Here is a 20,233-nt window from a genome sequence, read left to right as displayed (position 1 = left end):
AATATGATCAAGATTCCGGAAACATTGGTGGAACAGATGATCAGGCAGGCAAATGAGGAGCTGCCCAATGAATGTTGTGGTATCCTGGCGGGGAAGGCTGCTGAAGGGATAATTGAAATAGTGGAAATATACCCTATGACCAATATCGACCACAGCCCCGAGCATTTTTCCCTGGACCCGAAAGAACAACTGGAGGTCTATAAATCTGTGCGGGAAAGGGGCCTTAAGGTGTTGGGCAACTACCACAGCCACCCTGCCACACCTTCCAGGCCTTCAAGGGAAGACATCAGGCTGGCCTTTGACCCGGCAGCGGTCTATATGATCCTGTCACTGATGACCAACCCTCCTGTACTGAAGGCCTTCCACATTGAGAATGGGGATTACCGGGAAATACCGATGCAGGTAATTTGAACAGTAGATGGAGCAGGGGAGAGATAACTGATGGAATTTAATACAAGGCTGTTGCATGGAAATTATCAACCTGACGAGGGGACAGGGGCAACCACTGTTCCTATTTTTCAATCTACCTCCTTCCGGCACAAGACCGCTGAGGAACTGGAGAAAATATTTGCCGGCGCCGAGCCGGGTTATGTGTATACCCGGATAAACAATCCCACCATTGAAGCCTTCGAAAAGCGAATAGCTTTTCTGGAAAAGGGCATTGGCGCTGTGGCATGCGCGTCCGGGATGGCCGCTATCAGCATGGCTGTCCTCAACTTGCTGGAACAGGGAGACGAACTGGTTTCTTCGGCAGGAATATTTGCCGGTACATATTCACTTTTTATGAACCTCGCCGATTACGGGATAAGAGCCCGGTTTGCCAAAACGGTTTCCGTTGAGAGTTTTGCCGCAGAGATTACCGGTAAAACCAGACTCATTTTTGTTGAAACCATTGGCAATCCCAAAATGGATATTCCAAATATCAGCGAGCTGGCTGAACTGGCCCACAGGCATAATATTCCGCTGGTAGTGGATAATACTGTTACCACTCCATACCTGTTCAGACCCTTTGAACACGGCGCCGATATTGTCGTGCATTCAACCTCCAAACTTATTAACGGGAGCGGCAACTCCATCGGTGGTGTGATCGTTGACCAGGGCAGGTTTAACTGGGATGAAACCAAGTTTCCAAAGCTGCATGAATACAAGAAGAAATACTCATTTTTTGCTTATCTGGCTAAGCTTAGGCAAGGCATCCACAGGGATTTTGGAGTATGCATGTCTCCCTTTAACGCCTATTTAAACAATTTAGGACTTGACACACTGGGCTTGCGGATGGAGAAAATGTGTAGTAATGCCCTGGCTTTAGCCCAATTCCTTGCCGAACACCCGAAAGTCGCCTGGGTTAACTATCCGGGCCTAGTGGGTAATCCCTATCGCCGGTTAGCTGAAGGCCAATTTGGCGGGAAATTTGGTATTATATTGACCTTTGGTGTTGGGTCGAAGGAAAATGCCTTTAAGGTAATTAACAACCTGAAATATGCCTATAACCTTTCGAATATTGGCGATTTACGGACACTGGTGGTCCACCCGGCCTCAACGATTTACGCCTCCCTTTTTGCGGAGTGCTCCGAAGAAGAGAAGCAGGCTACAGGTGTCACTGACGATATGATCAGGGTCAGTGTGGGGATAGAAGATATTCAGGATTTAATTGGGGATTTCCAACAGGCGTTAAATGTAGTACAATAGACTGGGTATACATTTTGGACAAAATTTTGGATGAGGTATTGAGTGCAATGATCAAAATCGAAGGCCTGAGCAAAGTGTTCCATACAGCGGCGGGTGAGATTGCTGCCCTGCGGAATATCAATTTGCATATAAAGAAGGGTGAAATTGCAGGCATTATTGGTTATAGCGGAGCCGGGAAGAGTACCCTGGTCCGGTGCATCAACCTGCTAGAAAAACCCACAGAGGGGTCCGTTATCGTTGACGGACGCGAGATAACGGTACTGCAGGGCAGAGAGCTGCGTGATGCCAGAAGAAAAATCGGCATGATATTCCAGCATTTTAACCTGCTGTATTCCCGGACTGTCCGGGACAACGTGGCTTTTCCCCTGGAGATAGCCGGGATGTCCAAAACCCAGATTAATAAAAGGGTGGCCGACCTCCTGGAACTGGTTGGCCTTTCCGAAAGGGCAGCGGCCTATCCCGCCCAGCTTAGCGGCGGACAGAAGCAGAGGGTCGGTATAGCCAGGGCACTGGCCAACGAGCCCAAGGTCCTGCTCTGCGACGAAGCCACCTCAGCTCTCGACCCATCTACTACCCAGTCAATTCTGTCTTTATTGAAAGACATAAACCGGGAGTTAAATCTAACCATTGTCGTAATTACCCATGAGATGCAGGTCATCAAGGAAATATGTGACACTGTTTCTGTCATAGAAAATGGGCAGATAATTGAATCGGGTCCTGTTATGGATGTTTTTGCCCATCCGCGGAAGGAAACTACCAAAGGCTTTATTCAGAGCCTTTACAACGTAGAAATTCCACAGGAATTTTACAGGCAGATCAAGGCGGCGGGCCGCTACCACCGCCTTGTCCGCGTAGTTTTTACGGGAGCCCCGGCCGCTGAACCGGTAGTGGCGGAACTGGTCCGCCATTGTGGCATCCAGGTAAACATCATGGCGGGGAACATTGATTATATTAAGGGTGCGCCGCTTGGCATTTTAACACTGGATCTGGCGGGGGAACAGGCCGATATATTACAGGCCATTCAGTACCTGAAGGACAAAAAACTGTATGTGGAGGTCCTGGACCATGCCGGCTGAAACTTGGCAGCTTATATATAACGGAACTCTGGAAACATTGTACATGACAACGGTATCCCTGATTCTGTCCTACCTGGTAGGGCTGCCCCTGGGTATTGCCCTGGTTACTACCGAAGAGGGGCATATTCTGGAAAACAGGCCTGTCAATCAGGTTTTAAGCGCTGTTGTTAATGCCGCCAGGTCAGTACCTTTTATTATTCTGATGGTTGCCGTCATTCCCATCACCAGGGCGATTACCGGCACCACCATAGGGACAACGGCGGCCATAGTTCCCCTGGTAATAGGCGCCATTCCCTTTGTCGGCCGCATGGTGGAAACTTCCCTGAAGGAAGTGGACCGTGGGATAGTGGAAGCGGCTTTGGCCATGGGGGCTTCTCCGTGGCAGATTATTTACAAGGTACTTATTCCCGAAGTAATACCTTCGTTGGTTTTAGGCGCGACCATAACTTTTATCACCCTGATTGGGTATTCGGCCATGGCCGGGTTTATCGGTGGCGGCGGTTTGGGTGATATTGCCGTCCGGTACGGATACTACCGCTATAAAACCGATATTATGATATATACCGTTTTCTTGCTGCTGGTAATGGTACAATTGATTCAAAGTTTGGGGAACTATGCTTCCCGTAAATTAAACAAAAAAGTGAAATAGGAGGGAAAAAATGAGAAGGGCAAAAATTTTATTGTTGCTGGCAGCGGTTTTGTTAGTGGCCGTTATTGCCGTTGGCTGCAGTGGGGCTAAAGAAACCGGGCAATCCGGCGAAAAGGGCGCTTTAACGCTTAAGATAGGAGCTACTCCGGTACCGCATAAAGAAATTCTCGAGTTTGCCAAGCCGCTGCTTAAAGAGAAAGGCGTAGACCTGGAAATTGTTGAATTTACTGATTATGTTCTGCCCAACAAGGCCTTAGCCAGCGGGGAACTGGATGCCAATTATTTCCAGCACATTCCTTACCTGGAGGAATTCAGTAAGGAAAATAACCTGGACCTGACTTATACCACCAAGGTTCACTTTGAGCCCATGGGAATCTATCCGGGCAAAGTTAAATCCCTGGACCAAGTGAAAGAGGGCGCGCAAATTGCGGTGCCCAATGACGTTACTAACGAGGCCCGTGCTTTACTGCTGCTGGAAAAGGCAGGACTGTTAAAGATTAAACCGGGCGCTGGCCTGAAGGCTACCAAGAATGACATTATAGAAAACCCCAAAAAGATTGAAATTAAGGAACTGGAAGCTGCGCAGATTCCCAGGTCCCTGCCTGATGTTGACCTGGCTGTCATCAACGGAAATTATGCTGTCGAGGCAGGATTGACAGCAGGCAAGGATGCCCTGCTTTCCGAAGATAAAAACTCCGAGGCTGCCCAGACATATGCCAATATCATCGCCATCCGCAAGGGTGACGAAAACAAAGAAGCCATTAAAATCCTCGACCAGGTCCTGACTTCACCGGAAGTCAAGAAATTTATTGAAGATAAATACCAGGGTGCTGTAGTACCGGTGTTTTAACATTTTCCAAAAAGGGGTTATCCCAAAGTTAATTGGGATAACCCCTTTTTATTCGGCGGCTTATCCGCCGTACATGGGAAAAAGCAATTTAACCTTTTCGCCGGCATTGATAAGGAATTCTCTGTTTGATACGGATTTATCCCCGATTACATAGTAAATATGTTTGATGGAGAGATTTGCCAAAGCGGGAAACTGTTTAATCAGGTGTTCTTCCAAATCGGTAAGCTTGATGTTCTCTTCTACTGGAATGTCAAGCTTTTCTTTTTTTGTAATACTGTTTAACGGAGGGCAGAAATATACGGTTACTTTGCCTATGGTCATTCACCTGCCTCAATTAATTTAAATACTTTTCACAACTTCATTTATAAGTATAGTGGATTAATCCGGACAAGTGAAGTCCAACCGGGTTTCTCTTTTAATCGATAATTTATTACATTTATTGATTTGTAATTGACACCAGGTTAACTTCCTGTTAACATGAAATTAAGAATTGCAAATAGAGCAATATTGTTGCAAATAAAGCAACAATTGGAAAGGGTGACGTATATCGATACTGTAGCAAGAGCCTTATGCCTTTTAAAACTTTTGGCTATCAGCCCCTTACGGGTACAGGAGGCAGCCGAAAAACTGGGAATACATAAAAGTTCGGCTTCAAGGTTGCTTTCAACAATGCGTGACCATAATTTTGTCCGGTTGAATTCAAATGGGAAATACGAATTAGGATATGCAGTCTTTGAGATGGCTCATGCCTTAAGTGAAGGAATGGATGTCAGAAAAATTGGGCGCCCTTTTTTGGAACAGTTAAATAAAACTTCAAACGAGACGGTTCACCTGGCTGTATTGGACGGTATAGAGATTGTATACCTGGATAAAATTGACACAAGTAGACCAATCCGCATGTACTCAAGAATCGGCAAACGGGCCCATGTTTATTGCACCGGTGTAGGCAAGGCGTTGTTGGCTTATCTTCCTGACGAAAAAATTGATCAGATACTGGCGCAGATTAAAATGAAATCCTTTACTGCCAGGACGATTGTAGACAGGGAACATATGATGAATGAGATACGGGAAATACGTGTTAATGGTATAGCCTGGGACCGCGGAGAGCATGAGGATGATATTTACTGTATGGCTGCTCCGGTTTTTGATTTTACCAACAAGGTCATAGCCAGTATCAGCATATCGGCAACGATAACATATACCCCGGAAGAGGAACTGGCCAAGTATGCCGGTTTGTTAAGCCAGACTGCGGAAGCTTTTTCCCGCGCTATGGGGTATGTGGGAGATTGGCCGCCGCCGGTCCGCTTATAATTAAACAACTGGAGGTTTTACATATGCCGTATGGATACAATGGTAAAATTCTTTGTGTAAACCTTACAGACGGTAGCACCAGAATGGAAGAAAAGCCGGAAAGCTGGTACCGCAAGTATTTAGGCGGTAGGGGCATTGGCGCTTATTACCTGCTTAAGGACCTGCCCGCCGGCACGGATGCCTTGGCGCCGGAAAATATCCTTGTTTTTGCGGTGAGTGTTGTTACTGGTGTTCCCTTTCCCGGTAATGCCCGCGCTTCAGTAGTAGCCAAGTCGCCGCTGACGGGCGGGTTTGGGGAAGCAGAGGCCGGCGGGAACTGGGGTCCTGAGCTGAAATTTGCCGGTTTCGATGCCGTAGTCATCACCGGGAAGTCTGAAAAGCCCGTTTACCTTTACCTGCGGGATGGACAAGTTGAAATAAGGGATGCCGGTAACCTGTGGGGATTGAATACCAGCGAGACTGAAAAGAGGATTTTTGATGACACCGGCGACCCCAGGGTGAAAGTTGCCTGCATCGGTCCTGGCGGTGAAAACCTGGTTCGTTATGCTTGTATTACTGCCGGACGCCATAACGTATTCGGACGTCTCGGCCTGGGTGCCGTTATGGGTTCGAAAAACTTAAAAGCCGTAGCCGTTAGCGGCGGTAAACGGCCGGAGACTAAAGAGCCAGAAAAGATTAAAGAGATTTCGCGTTGGGTGGCGCAAAACTTTAACAGACCTGATACATGCGGCCTTTTTTATGAATACGGCACATCGGGAGGGGTCGCCATGTACAACGCTATCGGGTCTTTGCCCTCCTACAATTTCCAGGGGGGCACCATTGAAGGAGCCGAGAAGCTTACAGGCGAGTACATGAAAGAACAGGGATTGATGATAGGAAAAACCCGTTGTTTTGCTTGCCCCATTGCCTGTCGAAAAATTGCCAGGGTGGAGAACTCCGGGGAGCTGGACACGAAGTCGGAAGTTCACAGTCCCGAGTATGAAACCATTGCGGCATTAGGCAGTAACTGCGGCATTACTGACCCGAAAGTAGTCATAAAAGCCGCGGAAATGTGTGACGAATATGGCTTGGATACCATATCGACCGGAGTAACCATTTCCTTTGTCATGGAATGTGCACAAAAAGGAATATTACCGAAAGATTTGCAGGGGGACATGCCTGTAGAATTCGGTAGTGCCGAAACTATTTTAAGATGTATAGAAATGATTACCTACCGCCGGGGAATTGGCGATATAATGGCGGAAGGCACGAAAAGAATGGCTGCCAGAATCGGCAACGGCGCTGAAGCACTTGCTGTCCATGGTAAAGGCGAAGAGTTGGCTTTGCAGGATCCCAGGGGAGGCAAGGTCGGAGCCGCCATCGGTTATGCCGTAGCCCATAACGGAGGAGATCATATCCAGATGGAACACGATTTCCAATTTTCACAGAAGGGTCCTTTCCTGAAGTCCTTCGAACCTTTGGGCGTGATAGAACCTGTGCCCACCATGGACCTGGGTATTGACAAAGTAAGGTTATTTGTTCTGAATCAAATTGTCTGGGGACTGTATAACATGCTGGATATTTGTATTTTTGTTCCGGCGCCCGGACATGTCCTGCCGCTGACCGGTTTATGCGATTTAGTAAAGTGTGCCACCGGGTGGGATACCAGTTTGTATGAATTGATGAAAGCGGGAGAACGCGGAATCGTCATGACCCGGATTTTTAACCTCCGTGAGGGGTTTGGAGTACAGGACGATGTTATCCCCCGCCGGTTAACCGAGCCTCTGACGACCGGAGAATCCAAAGGGTCCAGGGTTGAACCGGAGCAAATACAGCAGGCCGTAAAAAATTACTATGAAATAATGGGTTGGGACCATGAAACGGGCGCGCCTTCCCCAGGGAAGTTAAAAGAACTCGGACTGGACTGGTTAATTTAGTAATACGGTTTAAAAAAAGCTGGTGAAAGTAATGAAAACAGCCGCTGAAGTCAATTTACAGAAAATTATGGATTTGCGTGAAAAACTTGAAGAGACCGTTGCACGTGCCGGTGCCTTGACAGACCCGGAAGTATTGTTTATCAGCTCCCTGTTGGATGCAGCGTTGAACGAATATTACCGGTCTGCAGGAGGAAATGCTTCGCGCAAGGGATGAGCATGGTTTCCGCTTAGTTTTTGTGGGCAGTCCAAACGGGTTTCTTGTCTATCTTTGATGATGAAGGAGGGTGGTGGGTCAGAAGTTACATAAGTGTTAAATCCTGCGTCAAAGTTTTGAGAGAGTAAGCCAGAAGTTAAAGGAGGATGTCAATGCGCAAGAAGAGTTTATTGTTAGTTATTATGTTGATTGGCGCTCTGCTGGTTGCAGGATGCGGTGGGACCGGCAAGACTTCCAGTCAGAGTTCAGACCCCCGCAAAGCCTATGAAGGCACGACTTTAAAAGTGTTATTAAAAACCGGTTACGAAACTGAAGCAATTAAACAGTTTGTAGGGGATTTTGAAAAAGCTACCGGTATCAAAGTTGAATATGAAATCTATGATGAACCGACAGTACGTAACAAATTAATCCTTGACGCTACCTCCAGAACCGGAGCTTACGACGTTGTGGCCACCCAGTTTTGGTACATGCCCGAGTACTTAAGGGCTCAAGCCCTGGAACCGCTGGATGATTACATCAAGAATAAAGCCGATAAGGAATGGAATTCCCTCGACTACATACCAAAAGGCCTGCTGAATACATACCGTGGGAGTGATAATAAACTCTATGCGGTACCCGTTTCTGCTTCCGGCGGTGTGCTGATATACAGAACTGATTTATTTAAGAAATACGGCCTGCAGGTGCCGAAAACTACTAAGGATGTTTTAGAGGCAGCCAAGGCGCTGGCTGGTAAAGAAAAGGATGTATATCCGTTCATTGGCCGCGGGGAGTCTTCACTGGCATCCTTCGGAACATCTGCCGGCTGGGCGTGGGCTTATGGCGCCCGGGTGCTGGATGAAAACGGCAAGGTGACTGTAAATACCCCGGAAATGAAACAAGCCATGACCGATTTTGTTGAACTGGCTCAAAAATATGGTCCTCCGGATCAGGCTGCGATAGGCTGGGACGTTATGTCTGAAATGTTCCGCCAGGGCAAGGCCGCCATGAACTTTGAAATGAGCGGTTTCCCCAGTGTATACGCCAATAAGGAAGTTTCCTCAGTAGCGGATAAAATTGGTGTCGCTTTAATAAAAGGACCTGCCGATAAGTATGCCCAGTGGATGTATGGCGAAGGCCTGGCTATCAGTAAGTATTCCAAGAACAAAGAAGCGGCATGGTTGTTCCTGCAATGGCGCGACAGTCTTGAGGTTTCCCTGAAAGAAGTAAACAAAGGCATCAGGTTTGATTTCCCTGATTCCAGGGTTTATGAAAGCAAAGAATACAAGGAAAAGGCCAAGGGTTTGGAATTCTTTACTTCCCAGATTGACGAGATCATCGGTTCAGTAGATACTTCTTACTGGCCGAATGTACCCGAGTTTGAGAAGATTGCCGAAGCCTTCCAAAAACAAATTTCCCTGGCCATTTCAGGCAAGCAGACTGTAGACAGCGCACTGACCAAAGCGCAACAGGACATTGACAAAATAATGGCTGGAGCTAAAAAGTAAGTTAAAAGTAAGTTATAAGAGGGAGGGGCGGGGCAAAAACCCGCCCCTGTCTTAAACCAAGGGTTACTGGCTATAAAAGGAGTGAATAAAAACTTGGAAGACAGGCGTACCAAATGGATCATGCTATTGCCGGCCTTAATAGTGTTTGCAGCCTTGGGTGTTTACCCGACCATTGAGGCATTGTACACCAGCTTAACCCGTTATAACTTAACTGACCCAGCAGCAGGCAAAGTCTTTATAGGCTTAGGTAACTACTTGCATTTGGTTAAAGATGTTCGTTTCTGGATGGCTTTAGCCAGGGCTGTGGAATTTGTTGCTGTCAGTGTAAGTATTTCCTTTGTCCTGGGTTTGATGATAGCCTTGATCCTGCAAAAGACCAAATGGTTTCAGGGCTTTTTTCGGATAGTATTTCTGGTTCCCATGGTTATTGCCCCCACCATATCAACCTTAAATTTCAAATTTATGTATAACTATAACCTGGGTATCATTAACAAGCTCTTGCAAGCGATAGGTTTGGACAAAATCGACTTCCTGGGGAACCCGTCCCTGGCCTTATGGTCAGCAGTGGCTGTGGATGTATGGCAGTGGACGCCGTTGGTCATCCTGGTGTTGTTGTCGGGGTTGGAAGCCCTACCCAGGGAACCTTTTGAAGCCGCACTGATAGACGGGGCCAGCGGCTGGCAGGTGTTCCGTTATATGACTCTTCCTCTGCTTAACCGGTTCATTGTCGTAGTCTTAATTATCAGAGCCATGGATGCTTTGAAGGTTTATGAGACCATTCAACTGATGACCGCCGGGGGGCCCGGAAATGCTTCCGAAACGTTAAATACTTACCTGGCCACCGTTGGTTTCCAGTGGTTTGACATAGGCTATGCTTCGGCGTTGGGTATTTTTGCGCTGTACTTTACTACATTCTTGGCCATGATACTTGTGAAGTATACTGGCGCTTTTAAAAGTAAGCAGGTGAAAGCATGAAAAATAACAAGATAATAGCCAATATTGTCAAATATGCCGTATTATTGCTTTACACAGTAATCGCTCTGTTCCCGCTATACTGGCTGGTGACCACCTCCTTCAAACCGCCCTTGGAGGTTTTTTCCACCCAGCCATTGGGAACCTTTGTGCCAAGCTTAGAAAACTATAAAGTAGTTTTGTTTAACGATATGTTCCCCAAGTATCTTTGGAACAGCGTAATTATCAGTCTGATAACAGTACTTATAACGCTACCTGTCGGCAGCCTGGCCGGTTACGCCTTTGCCAGGTTCAAGATCAAGAACAAAGACAACTGGTTTTTTATGGTCCTGACTACCAGGATGGCGCCGCCGGTGGCTTTTGCGGTACCTTTGTACCTCTTGATGGTGCGGTTTGGCCTTGTCGATACCTACGTTGGGTTAATAGCGATTTATATCTTCATGAATTTGGCTTTTTGTATCTGGCTGACCCGGGGCTTTTTTGAAGAAATACCCCCGGATGTGGAAGAAGCAGCCATGATAGACGGCTGTTCGCGCCTTCAGGCCTTTTGGAAAGTTACAGTGCCTTTGACGGCAGGTGGTTTGATAGCCACAGGCGTATTGATGTTTATTTTTACCTGGAATGAATTTTTCTTTGCCTCCATACTTACGCAGAGTATAGCCAAGCCATTTACTGTACACTTAACTTCCTTCTTCGGGTCCAAACGGATCCTTTGGGGTGAATTGGCTGCCGCTTCCACTATAGGCAGTCTGATTCCCATTATCTTTGCTATAGTTATGCGCCGGTACCTGGTACGCGGGCTCACTATGGGGGCAGTTAAATAGATTTTATGCTTTATTTTGTTAAAAGGAGTTGAAGTCAATGAGTGCAGAACAGCGCTTGCAAGAACTGGGCATTGTTTTACCTGCGGCGCCGGTGCCGGTGGCTAATTACGTCCCGGCTGTAAGGACCGGAAACCTGTTGTATGTTTCCGGCCAGGCCTGTGTGGTGGACGGTGAAATGAAATATACAGGCAAGGTAGGCAAGGAACTGACCCTGGAGCAGGGTTACGAGGCAGCACGGATTGCGGCCATTAATACCCTGGCTATCGTCAAGCAGGAACTGGGCAGTTTGGACCGGGTTAAAAGGGTTGTCAAACTTTTGGGTTTTGTGGCCAGCGATCTGAACTTTTTCGAGCAACCCAAAGTGATCAACGGGGCTTCCGACTTTTTTGCCGAAATCTTTGGCGACAGCGGGCGGCATGCCCGTTCGGCTCTCGGTACTAATGTACTGCCCTTTAATACCCCGGTTGAAATTGAAGTCATTTTTGAGATCGAGTAATTGCAGAGAAATATTGGAATCGAGGCGAATGCGGTATGGAAAACAAAATATACTGGGGTTCTTATACAAGTAACGAACTGGCAAATTTGATCAAAGAGGATCCGGTGGTTGTCCTGCCCGTAGGGGCTTATGAACAGCACGGACCTCATTTGACGCTGAATACCGATACTGATATAGTCCTAGAGATTACCAAAGAAGCGGTGGGCAAGGCCTGTAGTACCGGGATTCCCTGCGCCCTGCTTCCTCCCCTCTGGCTTGGTATTTCCGAACACCATATGAGCTTTAGCGGCACTATTACCCTGAGGCAATCAACATTAACGGCCATGGTGTTCGATATTCTTAAAAGCCTGGCCCGCCACGGAGTGAAGAAGTTTTTGGTCGTCAACGGCCATGGTGGCAACATGGCTGCTCTGCGCTATGCCATAGATGAAGTAGGCGCCCATTGCGAAGTGGAACCGGTGCTGGTCACCTATTGGCACCTGGTTGCGGACCTGGTGGCCAGGTTGCGAAAATCCGAATTTGGCGGCATCAGCCATGGGTGCGAACTGGAAACTTCTTTAAAGATGCACATAGCGCCGGAAGATGTGAGAAAGGACCTGCTACGGGCTAACGTGGTCAAGGGAAATGAATACTGGAGCCCGGAGATGTTCGCTTCTAACAGGGTGGCTATGTATAAGCCGTACAGACAATTGTCGGAGTACGGGCATGTGGGTGATCCGACCAAAGCCACGCCTGATTTCGGCGAAGCTGTTTTTAAGGCCGTTGTTGCGGAACTGGCCAGATTAATCACAAAGATGCAAAAAGGAGACCTGGAAAATGAAAATTGTTGATGTTCGGGCTACTGCCGTAAGCGTACCGCTCCTACATGAATTTAAAGCGGCCTATGGCACAAGAAGCACGGCTGATTTTGTTATCATTGAAATTGAAGATGACCAGGGACGAATAGGGCTGGGGGAAGCATCATGTATTCCGATTTATGATGAAGGCAGCCAGGCCGGAGTAGTCTTTGTAATCAACAAATACTTTAAACCGCTGCTTATAGGCCGGGACCCCCGGAATATTACCCAAATTATGGAAAACCTGGCCGCTGCGGTAAAGGGTGAAAGGTATGCCAAGTGCGCCGTGGATTTTGCCCTGCATGACCTGGTTGGTAAGATATACGATATGCCGGTATATGACCTGCTGGGGGGCAAAGCGAGAGAAGTGCAAGTTTGCTGGGTATTGAGCGCCAAGGACCCTGTGCAGGTGAACCGGGAGGCCAAGGAAAAACTGGCCGAAGGCTACCGTACCTTTAAACTTAAAGTTGGCACCGATGCCCGGAAAGACCTGGAAAATGTAGAAGCACTGCGTGATGCCATTGGCTATGATACCTCGTTAAGATTAGACGGCAACGAGGCCTGGGAACCAAAAGAAGCCCTGCGGCGCATTACAGAGTTTGCCAAATTCATACCTAACCATGTGGAACAGCCTGTGCCGGCCTGGAATATTAACGGTCTCAGGTTTGTCCGGGAGCACAGCCCCATACCTGTTGTTGCCGATGAGTGTATTTTAACACCTTATGATACTATGGAAATCGCCAGGGCTGATGCGGCAGACATGGTTAACATAAAGGTTTCCAGAGTCGGGGGAATTGTTGCAGCCAGGAAGATTGCAGCCATTGCCGAGGCCGCAGGGCAGTTTCCATTCGCCGGCAGTATGCTGGAACTTGGCCCGGGAACCGTCGCCAGCGCTCACTTTGTTGCTGCCAATGCAGCTTTGTCGTTGACTTCTGAATTGGTAGGGCCGCTTCTGCTGAAGCGGGATATTCTTAAAAAACCTTTGGAATATAAAAGTGGTTGCCTGATCCTGCCGGAAGGCGCCGGGTTCGGAATTGAACTGGATCAAGACGCTGTCGCAGAATTCACAGTCAAGGTCTAGGTAAAACGAATGGAGGGGAGATGAAAAACTAATGGCTTCAGTTACTTTAGAGAACGTAGTCAAACAGTACGGCGATGTTGTTGCGGTCAACAATGTCAACTTACATTTCGCGGACCAGGAATTTGTTGCTCTTGTCGGACCGTCCGGTTGCGGAAAGACCACGCTTTTAAGGATGATTGCGGGGCTGGAGGAAATCACCTCGGGGACCATTAAAATCGGGGACAGAATTGTTAACGATTTGCCGCCCAAAGACCGGGATATAGCCATGGTGTTTCAGAATTACGCCCTTTATCCCCATATGACCATTGAAGACAACATGACCTTTTCACTGCGGATTAAAGGCAAGAAGAAAAGTGAAATTGCCGGTAAGGTACTGCAGGTTGCTCAGATTTTAGGCATCGAACACCTGCTTAAACGTAAACCGGGTGAATTGTCCGGGGGTCAGCGGCAAAGGGTTGCCCTGGGACGGGCCATCATGCGTGAACCCCAGGTTTTCCTTATGGATGAACCCCTGAGTAACCTGGACGCAAAACTGCGTGTGCAAATGAGGGTTGAAATTACCCGCCTGCACCAGCGGTTGAAGAGAACCATTATCTATGTTACTCATGACCAGATTGAAGCAATGACCATGGCAGACCGGATTGTGGTCATGAAAGACGGGGTTATCCAGCAGGCAGATACACCGTTGAACATTTATAAGAATCCGGCTAATAAGTTTGTCGCCGGCTTTATAGGCTCTCCTCCGATGAACTTTTTGGACGGCACCCTTTCTGAAGAAAACGGGCAACTTTGGTTTGTAGGCGCCGGTTTTAGGTTGCCCGTTTCGGGCGCCCACCGGAATGCCCTGGTTTCAGCCGGTGAAAAATCTGTAACCTTAGGAATCCGGCCCGATGCGGTACTCGTAGGTGGGGAAGCTTTTGGTGCCGATAACGGTCGGCTGGATGCCGGGGTAGATATTGTGGAACTTCATGGTTCCGACCAACTGGCTTATCTGGAGATCGCTGATGGAATCCAGATAACGGCTAAACTCCTACCGACGGTGCAAATCAAACACGGAGATAAGGTGACTGTAAATATGGATATGTTAAAAGCCTATTATTTTTCAAACTCCACTGAAAAAGCTCTTGTCTAGTTTTGGGGAAAAGATTATTAATTGGGGACGGAACTAAAGGACAATCCAGTTGGACTCACTAAAAACTTAGCGGAGATGTATGCCTATGACGCTGAACAGGATGTTTGAAAAAAAACAGGTGGTTTTCGGTCCCTTCTTAAAATTGCCGAACCCTGCCCTTGTAGAGATTATTGGCATCGCAGGTTTTGATTTTGTAATCATTGATTGTGAGCACGGACCGTTAGATATGCTGGTGGCCGAAGAGATGGTCAGGGCGGCCAAATTATCGGGTCTCTCGGCTGTTATTAGGGTTTCAGAAAACAACCCTGCGTTGATATCCAGGGCACTGGATATCGGGGCAGATGCGGTACAGGTACCCCAGGTAAGTACCCGAACCGATGCCGAGAAGGTTGTGCAGGCCGCCAAGTTTGCTCCCCTGGGTGAACGGGGCGTTTGCAGGTATGTACGCGCTGCAGGCTATTCTTCGGTGGACCGGCAGGCCTATTTTACTCTGGCCAACCAAAACACCCGGACCATTATTCACATCGAAGGGGAAGAAGGGATGGAAAACATCCAGGATATTCTCCAGGTTGAGGGCATTGATGTCATATTTATCGGCCCCTACGATTTATCCCAGTCCCTGGGTTTGCCCGGTCAGGTTGACCACCCCCTGGTGGTTGCCAGGATGCGGGAAATTATTGACCGGGCCCGGGAAGCGGGTAAAATCGTAGGTACCTTTGTGGATGATGTTGACGCGGCCAGGAAATGGCTGGCCTTAGGGGTTCAGTACATTGCTTATTCCGTTGATACGGGAATCATATACCAATCTTTTAAAGAAATTGCAGACAGCTTATACCAGGGAGTAGGAGATGAAGGTAATGCGTAAGATGGAAATTTTACAGAGAATAATTGATACCGGAATTGTAGCAGTTGTGCGAGCGGACAGCCCCGAAAAGGCGGAGTTGATTTCCGATGCCTGTATCAGGGGGGGTGTTAATGCGATAGAAATAACCTTTACGGTGCCAGGCGCCGACGAAGTGATCAGGATTCTCCGGAAGAAATTTTCCAGGGAAGAATTGCTGGTAGGAGCGGGAACGGTTTTGGATGCTGAGACTGCCCGGATTGCCATACTGGCGGGCGCTGAGTTTGTTGTCAGTCCGTCTTTTAATCTGGAAACAGCCAAATTATGCAATCGTTACCAGGTACCTTACATGCCTGGCTGCATGACTGTAACCGAAACCATTACCGCTATGGAGGCAGGAGCCGATATAATCAAGGTTTTTCCCGGTGACGTATATGGACCCCGGATAATTAAAGATATCAAAGGCCCGTTGCCCCAGGCCTCGCTAATGCCTACGGGTGGGGTGAGCCTGCAGAATGTGGGTGAATGGATTAAGGCTGGCGCCATTGCTGTCGGTGTGGGATCGGACCTAACGGCAGGAGCCAGGCGGGGAGATTACGATGAAGTGACCAGGACCGCCAGTCTCTTTGTGGAAGCGGTTAAAGCGGCGAGGAAGGCCGGTTAACAACTGCCGCTTGTAAAAACTTTATACTGAAAGTTACACTCTAAGCATACAGGGGGAATGACGATGAGTAAGAAGGTAGTAACATTCGGGGAAATCATGTTGCGGTTGTCCACACCCGGATATCAGAGATTTGTACAGGCGGAGAGCTTTGATGTTACATACGGAGGCGGGGAGTCCAATGTGGCGGTATCCCTGGCCAACTTTGGCGAAGATGCTTACTTTGTGACCAAGGTACCTGATAATCCAATAGGCCAGAGCGCTATTAACCACCTCCGGAGGTTTGGGGTTAAAACGGACTATATTGCCAGGGGCGGCGAAAGGTTGGGTATCTACTTCCTTGAGACCGGCGCTTCCCAGCGTCCCTCCAAAGTAGTTTACGACCGGGCCAATTCAGCTATTGCTACGGCTGTAGAAGGAGACTTTGACTGGCAACAGATTTTTTCCGGTGCTGCATGGTTCCACTTTACCGGGATAACGCCTGCCCTGAGTGATTCTGCTGCCAGACTTACCCTGGCAGCAGCCAGAGTTGCCAAGGAAATGGGCCTGACTGTAAGCTGTGACCTGAATTATAGGAAAAAACTATGGTCAACGGAAAAAGCCCGCCAGGTGATGACCGAATTGATGCAGTACGTCGACGTGGCAATAGGTAACGAAGAGGATGCGGAAAAAGTTTTTGGCATCAAAGCGGACAATACTGATATTACTTCCGGTGAATTGAGCAGGGAAGGATATAAAGATGTAGCGCGGAAACTGGCGGAGAAGTTCGGTTTTAAATATGTGGCTATCACCCTGCGGGAAAGCTATTCTGCTTCTGATAACGGCTGGTCTGGTATGCTCTATGACGGAAAAGACTATTATTTCTCCAGGAAATACAACATCAGAATTGTGGACCGAGTTGGCGGTGGCGATTCTTTTGTGGGCGGACTGCTCTACGCGTTGCTAAACGACTATACACCAGAAGATGCCGTTAATTTTGCTGCTGCTGCTTCATGTCTGAAGCACACGATTTTGGGCGATTTTAATCACGTTACTGTTGAAGAAGTAAAAAACCTCATGTCCGGCGATGGTTCAGGCAGGGTTCAGAGGTAAACAACTGTGGCTTGAGGGCTGCCGTTATGGGCAGCCCTCAGGCTGTTGACAAGGTTATTCTGAAAAATTCGGGGAGGTTAAATGTTTTCCGGAGCGGGGCTAAAATCGTCCTGTTGTTCTTCTGGTGTCAGGGGGGCATATTATTCGGAGCGGGGACTTAAATCGTCCTCCGGCCCGCGACCCACGCAGTGGGAGCGGCTGCCGGAGGAGATTTCGTCCGTGAGCGGAAGAATAATATGCCCTCCATTTTTTGATTTCGCCTGTGGCGGAGGAATCATTTAACCTCCCCTTAATTTTGTAATGCGGCTTTGTCATCTACATTGTAATGAATTTGTAATTGACAATACCCATAAATATTGTTAATATTAAAAACAACTAAAAACATTAATTCCGATAGGAGAACTAGGAGTTAAAATAAAGGGGGATCTTATAAAAATGTTAAATAGAAGGAAATTAAAGCTGGGTGTACTAATTTTAAGTGTTTTGGCTATAGTGGCGCTTGCCGGCTGTAGCGGTGATAAAACCGAGAAAAGCCAGGATGGGAAACAGGTGATCAGAGTAGGTTATTTTCCTAATCTGACCCATGCGCAGGCCCTGGCAGGATTTGGGGACGGGACTTTCCAAAAAGCGATGGGTTCTGAAGTTACGATCCAGGAACATATCTTTAATGCCGGGCCCACTGAAATCGAGGCCCTCCTGGCAGGTGAGATTGACCTGGGTTACATAGGACCGGTTCCAGCCATTAATGGTTTTGTTAAATCTAAGGGAGGACTCAGAATTATTTCCGGGGCTGCTGACGCAGGTGCCGTTCTTATTGCCAGAAAAGGAGCAGATATAGAGAAAGTGAAGGATCTGGATGGTAAGCGGGTGGCAGTTCCCCAACTGGGCAATACCCAGGACATTTCTTTACGTAACCTTCTCAGCCAGGCAAATTTAAAAGATGCCTCCAAAGGCGGCACGGTTACGGTAATTCCGGCCGAAAACCCCGATATATTGACTTTGATCAGTAAAGGGGAAGTGGATGCAGCTTTGGTTCCGGAACCCTGGGGTTCCAGGATAGTCAAAGAAACAGGCGCCCGGGTAGTGCTGGATGCCAAAGAAGTATGGCGGAATGGCAAATACTCTACGGCAGTGGTAATTGCTAGCAGTAAGTTTTTAAAGGAACACCCTGATTTAGTTGAAAAGTGGCTGAAAGCCCATGTGGAAATCACTGAACGGATAGGCAAAGACCCTAAGGCCAGCCAGGTAGTGATTAACAGCCAAATTAAAAAACTGACCGGAAAAAGTTTGCCGCCGGATGTTTTAAATAACGCCTTTAGACGGATTACCGTTACATATAATCCGGAGATAGAATCTGTAAACGAGTTTGTCAGAATTTCCGTAGAAAACAAATACCTTAAAGAAACCCCCGATATTTCCAACCTTTTTGATTTGAGCTTAATCAACAAGATATTAGCGGAAAAGAAACTGACGGAATTGCGGTGATAAAAACGGGGAAACGGATAAGGATGTGTTAATATGCTGCGAGTTGAAGGTGTAAGTAAAAGCTTTGCTACTAAAAATGGTCATACCCATACGTTGCAGGATATAAACATAGAAATAGCTGACGGGGAGTTTATTTCCCTGGTTGGGCCGTCAGGCTGCGGTAAGTCGACCCTTTTGAACATCATTGCTGGACTGGAGGAACCCACAAGCGGTCAGATAACCAAAAACGGCAAAAAAGTCACGGAAGCCGGTCCGGACCGGGTAGTAATGTTTCAGGAAGCAGCTTTGTTTCCGTGGTTAAAGGTTATTGAAAATGTTGAATACGGCATGAAAATAGCCGGTTTATCAAAGGAACGGCGCCGTGAGAAAGCCTTGCATTTTTTAAAGATGGTACACCTAACCCGTTTTATCAATTGTTACCCTCATGAATTGTCCGGTGGCATGCGGCAGAGAGTGGCGCTGGCCAGGGCCCTGGCGATGGATTCCGATGTCCTGCTGATGGATGAACCTTTTGCCGCTTTAGACAGCCAAACGCGCAATATACTGCACCGGGAACTGCAGCAGATATGGTGGCAAACCCGGAAGACCATACTTTTTGTTACCCATAACGTTGAGGAAGCAGTATTGTTGGCCGACAGGGTTATTGTGATGGCAGCGAACCCGGGGCGAATTAAAAGGGTATTTAATGTTCGATTGGCCCGCCCCAGAGATATCGACAATGTTGACGTCGCCTTTGTCGTCAGTGAAATAATGGCCGACCTCAAGGAGGAGGTGGAAAAGGTTGCCAAAGCAGAATTTGACAGTGATTGGTCTCTTGAAAAAAATTCTTTTCTACCTAATCCTTATAGTGATTTGGGAAATGGTATTTAGAAGCGGGTTATGGCCGGAATTTTCGTTTCCTTCCCCTGTCGGGGTGATGAGTAACCTCTGGGCGGGTTTTCGTGATACCAGTTTTCTAATTGCCATAGCAGTCAGTTTAAAAAGGGTGATTACCGGTTACTTCATATCACTGGTTATTGGTCTTACTCTAGGGCTCACTGTGGTAAGGGTTCGGTACCTGGATGAAAACTTAAGTCCCCTGCTCTTGGGTTTGCAGACACTGCCCAGTATTTGTTGGCTCCCCTTGGCTATATTATGGTTCGGTATAGGTGAGGATTCCATTATTTTTGTGATTGCCATTGGTTCAATTTTTTCTATCAGTATGGCTGCAGTATCGGGGATTAAGAATGTTCCACCGCTTTATATGAGAGTGGCCAAAACCATGGGGGCAAAGGGATTAAAGGCTTATACAACCGTAGTTATTCCGGCGGCGTTACCCAGTATTATATCAGGAATGAAGCAAGGCTGGTCCTTTGCCTGGCGGGCCCTGATGGCCGGAGAAATGCTGTCGCCAAAAGACGGCCTGGGTTACGCCTTGACTGTGGGCCGTGATTTGGCTGACATGAACCAGGTTGTCAGTGTTATGATTATCATCATAGTTTTGGGTCTGGTTATAGATAAATTGATTTTTGGCCGTTTGGAGTCGTCTATCCGGTACCGCTGGGGTCTGGACCGGGCTTAACACAGCATAAAATAGTTAAAAAGCCGGCGTACTCATTTGAACCGGTCATCGGCCGCCTACCAC

The 20,233-nt window shown here is 47.8% G+C and carries 22 protein-coding genes; 21 read left to right on the top strand and 1 reads right to left on the bottom strand.

The window, feature by feature from the left end:
• Positions 1 to 3: 3 nt before the first annotated feature.
• The 5 genes from Tfer_RS03810 to Tfer_RS03790 are packed head-to-tail and all read left to right on the top strand — an operon-like array spanning position 4 to position 4,264.
• Complete coding sequence (locus Tfer_RS03810) at positions 4 to 411, top strand: M67 family metallopeptidase (RefSeq protein ID WP_052216951.1); 408 nt, start codon at positions 4 to 6, stop codon at positions 409 to 411.
• Positions 412 to 441: 30 nt separating this feature from the next.
• A complete protein-coding gene (locus Tfer_RS03805) occupies positions 442 to 1,689 on the top strand; it encodes an O-acetylhomoserine aminocarboxypropyltransferase/cysteine synthase family protein (RefSeq protein WP_052216950.1) in 1,248 nt (415 codons plus the stop codon).
• 47 nt (positions 1,690 to 1,736) lie between these two features.
• Positions 1,737 to 2,765 carry a methionine ABC transporter ATP-binding protein gene (locus Tfer_RS03800; RefSeq protein WP_013121112.1) on the top strand — a complete coding sequence of 343 codons (1,029 nt, stop codon included), beginning with the start codon at positions 1,737 to 1,739 and terminating at the stop codon, positions 2,763 to 2,765.
• On the top strand, positions 2,755 to 3,414 hold the full coding sequence (locus Tfer_RS03795; RefSeq protein WP_013121111.1) for a methionine ABC transporter permease: 660 nt from the start codon (positions 2,755 to 2,757) through the stop codon (positions 3,412 to 3,414). Before Tfer_RS03800 ends, Tfer_RS03795 begins: the two co-directional genes overlap by 11 nt.
• Before the next feature lie 10 nt (positions 3,415 to 3,424).
• On the top strand, positions 3,425 to 4,264 hold the full coding sequence (locus tag Tfer_RS03790; RefSeq protein WP_013121110.1) for a MetQ/NlpA family ABC transporter substrate-binding protein: 840 nt from the start codon (positions 3,425 to 3,427) through the stop codon (positions 4,262 to 4,264).
• A 60-nt stretch (positions 4,265 to 4,324) separates the two neighbouring features.
• Here the strand turns inward: Tfer_RS03790 and Tfer_RS03785 are convergent, their stop codons facing one another.
• Positions 4,325 to 4,585 carry a MoaD/ThiS family protein gene (locus Tfer_RS03785; RefSeq protein WP_052216949.1) on the bottom strand — a complete coding sequence of 87 codons (261 nt, stop codon included), beginning with the start codon at positions 4,583 to 4,585 and terminating at the stop codon, positions 4,325 to 4,327.
• A gap of 189 nt (positions 4,586 to 4,774) precedes the next feature.
• On the opposite strand from Tfer_RS03785, the gene Tfer_RS03780 reads away from it, so the two are divergent.
• The 16 genes from Tfer_RS03780 to Tfer_RS03705 all read left to right on the top strand — a co-directional run bounded on the left by Tfer_RS03780 (position 4,775) and on the right by Tfer_RS03705 (position 20,170).
• Positions 4,775 to 5,575: an IclR family transcriptional regulator gene (locus Tfer_RS03780; protein ID WP_052216948.1), complete on the top strand. Its 801-nt coding sequence runs from the start codon at positions 4,775 to 4,777 to the stop codon at positions 5,573 to 5,575.
• Positions 5,576 to 5,598: 23 nt separating this feature from the next.
• Positions 5,599 to 7,491: an aldehyde ferredoxin oxidoreductase family protein gene (locus Tfer_RS03775; RefSeq protein WP_013121107.1), complete on the top strand. Its 1,893-nt coding sequence runs from the start codon at positions 5,599 to 5,601 to the stop codon at positions 7,489 to 7,491.
• Positions 7,492 to 7,522: 31 nt separating this feature from the next.
• On the top strand, positions 7,523 to 7,705 hold the full coding sequence (locus Tfer_RS03770) for an aspartyl-phosphate phosphatase Spo0E family protein (RefSeq protein ID WP_041587791.1): 183 nt from the start codon (positions 7,523 to 7,525) through the stop codon (positions 7,703 to 7,705).
• 152 nt (positions 7,706 to 7,857) lie between these two features.
• Positions 7,858 to 9,189, top strand: a complete 1,332-nt coding sequence (locus Tfer_RS03765) for an ABC transporter substrate-binding protein (protein ID WP_013121106.1) — start codon at positions 7,858 to 7,860, stop codon at positions 9,187 to 9,189.
• A gap of 93 nt (positions 9,190 to 9,282) precedes the next feature.
• Positions 9,283 to 10,164 carry a carbohydrate ABC transporter permease gene (locus Tfer_RS03760; protein WP_013121105.1) on the top strand — a complete coding sequence of 294 codons (882 nt, stop codon included), beginning with the start codon at positions 9,283 to 9,285 and terminating at the stop codon, positions 10,162 to 10,164.
• A complete protein-coding gene (locus Tfer_RS03755; RefSeq protein ID WP_052216947.1) occupies positions 10,161 to 10,985 on the top strand; it encodes a carbohydrate ABC transporter permease in 825 nt (274 codons plus the stop codon). Before Tfer_RS03760 ends, Tfer_RS03755 begins: the two co-directional genes overlap by 4 nt.
• Before the next feature lie 37 nt (positions 10,986 to 11,022).
• The gene (locus tag Tfer_RS03750) at positions 11,023 to 11,481 is read left to right on the top strand and encodes a RidA family protein (RefSeq protein ID WP_013121103.1); all 459 of its coding nucleotides are present in this window, start codon (positions 11,023 to 11,025) and stop codon (positions 11,479 to 11,481) included.
• 35 nt (positions 11,482 to 11,516) lie between these two features.
• Positions 11,517 to 12,311: a creatininase family protein gene (locus tag Tfer_RS03745; protein WP_052216946.1), complete on the top strand. Its 795-nt coding sequence runs from the start codon at positions 11,517 to 11,519 to the stop codon at positions 12,309 to 12,311.
• Positions 12,298 to 13,398: a mandelate racemase/muconate lactonizing enzyme family protein gene (locus tag Tfer_RS03740; protein ID WP_052216945.1), complete on the top strand. Its 1,101-nt coding sequence runs from the start codon at positions 12,298 to 12,300 to the stop codon at positions 13,396 to 13,398. Before Tfer_RS03745 ends, Tfer_RS03740 begins: the two co-directional genes overlap by 14 nt.
• 31 nt (positions 13,399 to 13,429) lie before the next feature.
• Positions 13,430 to 14,530 carry an ABC transporter ATP-binding protein gene (locus Tfer_RS03735; RefSeq protein WP_052216944.1) on the top strand — a complete coding sequence of 367 codons (1,101 nt, stop codon included), beginning with the start codon at positions 13,430 to 13,432 and terminating at the stop codon, positions 14,528 to 14,530.
• Between the two features lie 85 nt (positions 14,531 to 14,615).
• Positions 14,616 to 15,395, top strand: coding sequence for an HpcH/HpaI aldolase family protein (locus tag Tfer_RS03730; RefSeq protein ID WP_052216943.1), 780 nt, complete (start codon positions 14,616 to 14,618; stop codon positions 15,393 to 15,395).
• The gene (locus tag Tfer_RS03725; protein WP_013121098.1) at positions 15,388 to 16,035 is read left to right on the top strand and encodes a bifunctional 4-hydroxy-2-oxoglutarate aldolase/2-dehydro-3-deoxy-phosphogluconate aldolase; all 648 of its coding nucleotides are present in this window, start codon (positions 15,388 to 15,390) and stop codon (positions 16,033 to 16,035) included. The genes Tfer_RS03730 and Tfer_RS03725 overlap by 8 nt, the downstream gene beginning before the upstream one ends.
• 63 nt (positions 16,036 to 16,098) lie before the next feature.
• Positions 16,099 to 17,124: a sugar kinase gene (locus tag Tfer_RS03720; protein ID WP_013121097.1), complete on the top strand. Its 1,026-nt coding sequence runs from the start codon at positions 16,099 to 16,101 to the stop codon at positions 17,122 to 17,124.
• Positions 17,125 to 17,559: 435 nt separating this feature from the next.
• Entirely contained in the window at positions 17,560 to 18,609 is a 1,050-nt protein-coding gene (locus Tfer_RS03715; RefSeq protein ID WP_052216942.1) for an aliphatic sulfonate ABC transporter substrate-binding protein, read from the top strand.
• 33 nt (positions 18,610 to 18,642) lie between these two features.
• Positions 18,643 to 19,479: an ABC transporter ATP-binding protein gene (locus Tfer_RS03710; protein WP_052216941.1), complete on the top strand. Its 837-nt coding sequence runs from the start codon at positions 18,643 to 18,645 to the stop codon at positions 19,477 to 19,479.
• Complete coding sequence (locus tag Tfer_RS03705) at positions 19,391 to 20,170, top strand: ABC transporter permease (RefSeq protein WP_242653662.1); 780 nt, start codon at positions 19,391 to 19,393, stop codon at positions 20,168 to 20,170. The genes Tfer_RS03710 and Tfer_RS03705 overlap by 89 nt, the downstream gene beginning before the upstream one ends.
• Positions 20,171 to 20,233 lie beyond the last annotated feature (63 nt).

Source organism: Thermincola ferriacetica, from assembly GCF_001263415.1.
Taxonomy (GTDB): domain Bacteria; phylum Bacillota; class Thermincolia; order Thermincolales; family Thermincolaceae; genus Thermincola; species Thermincola ferriacetica.
Note: the sequence above shows the minus strand (reverse complement) of the source record. Positions and strands in the feature narration are given on the sequence as shown.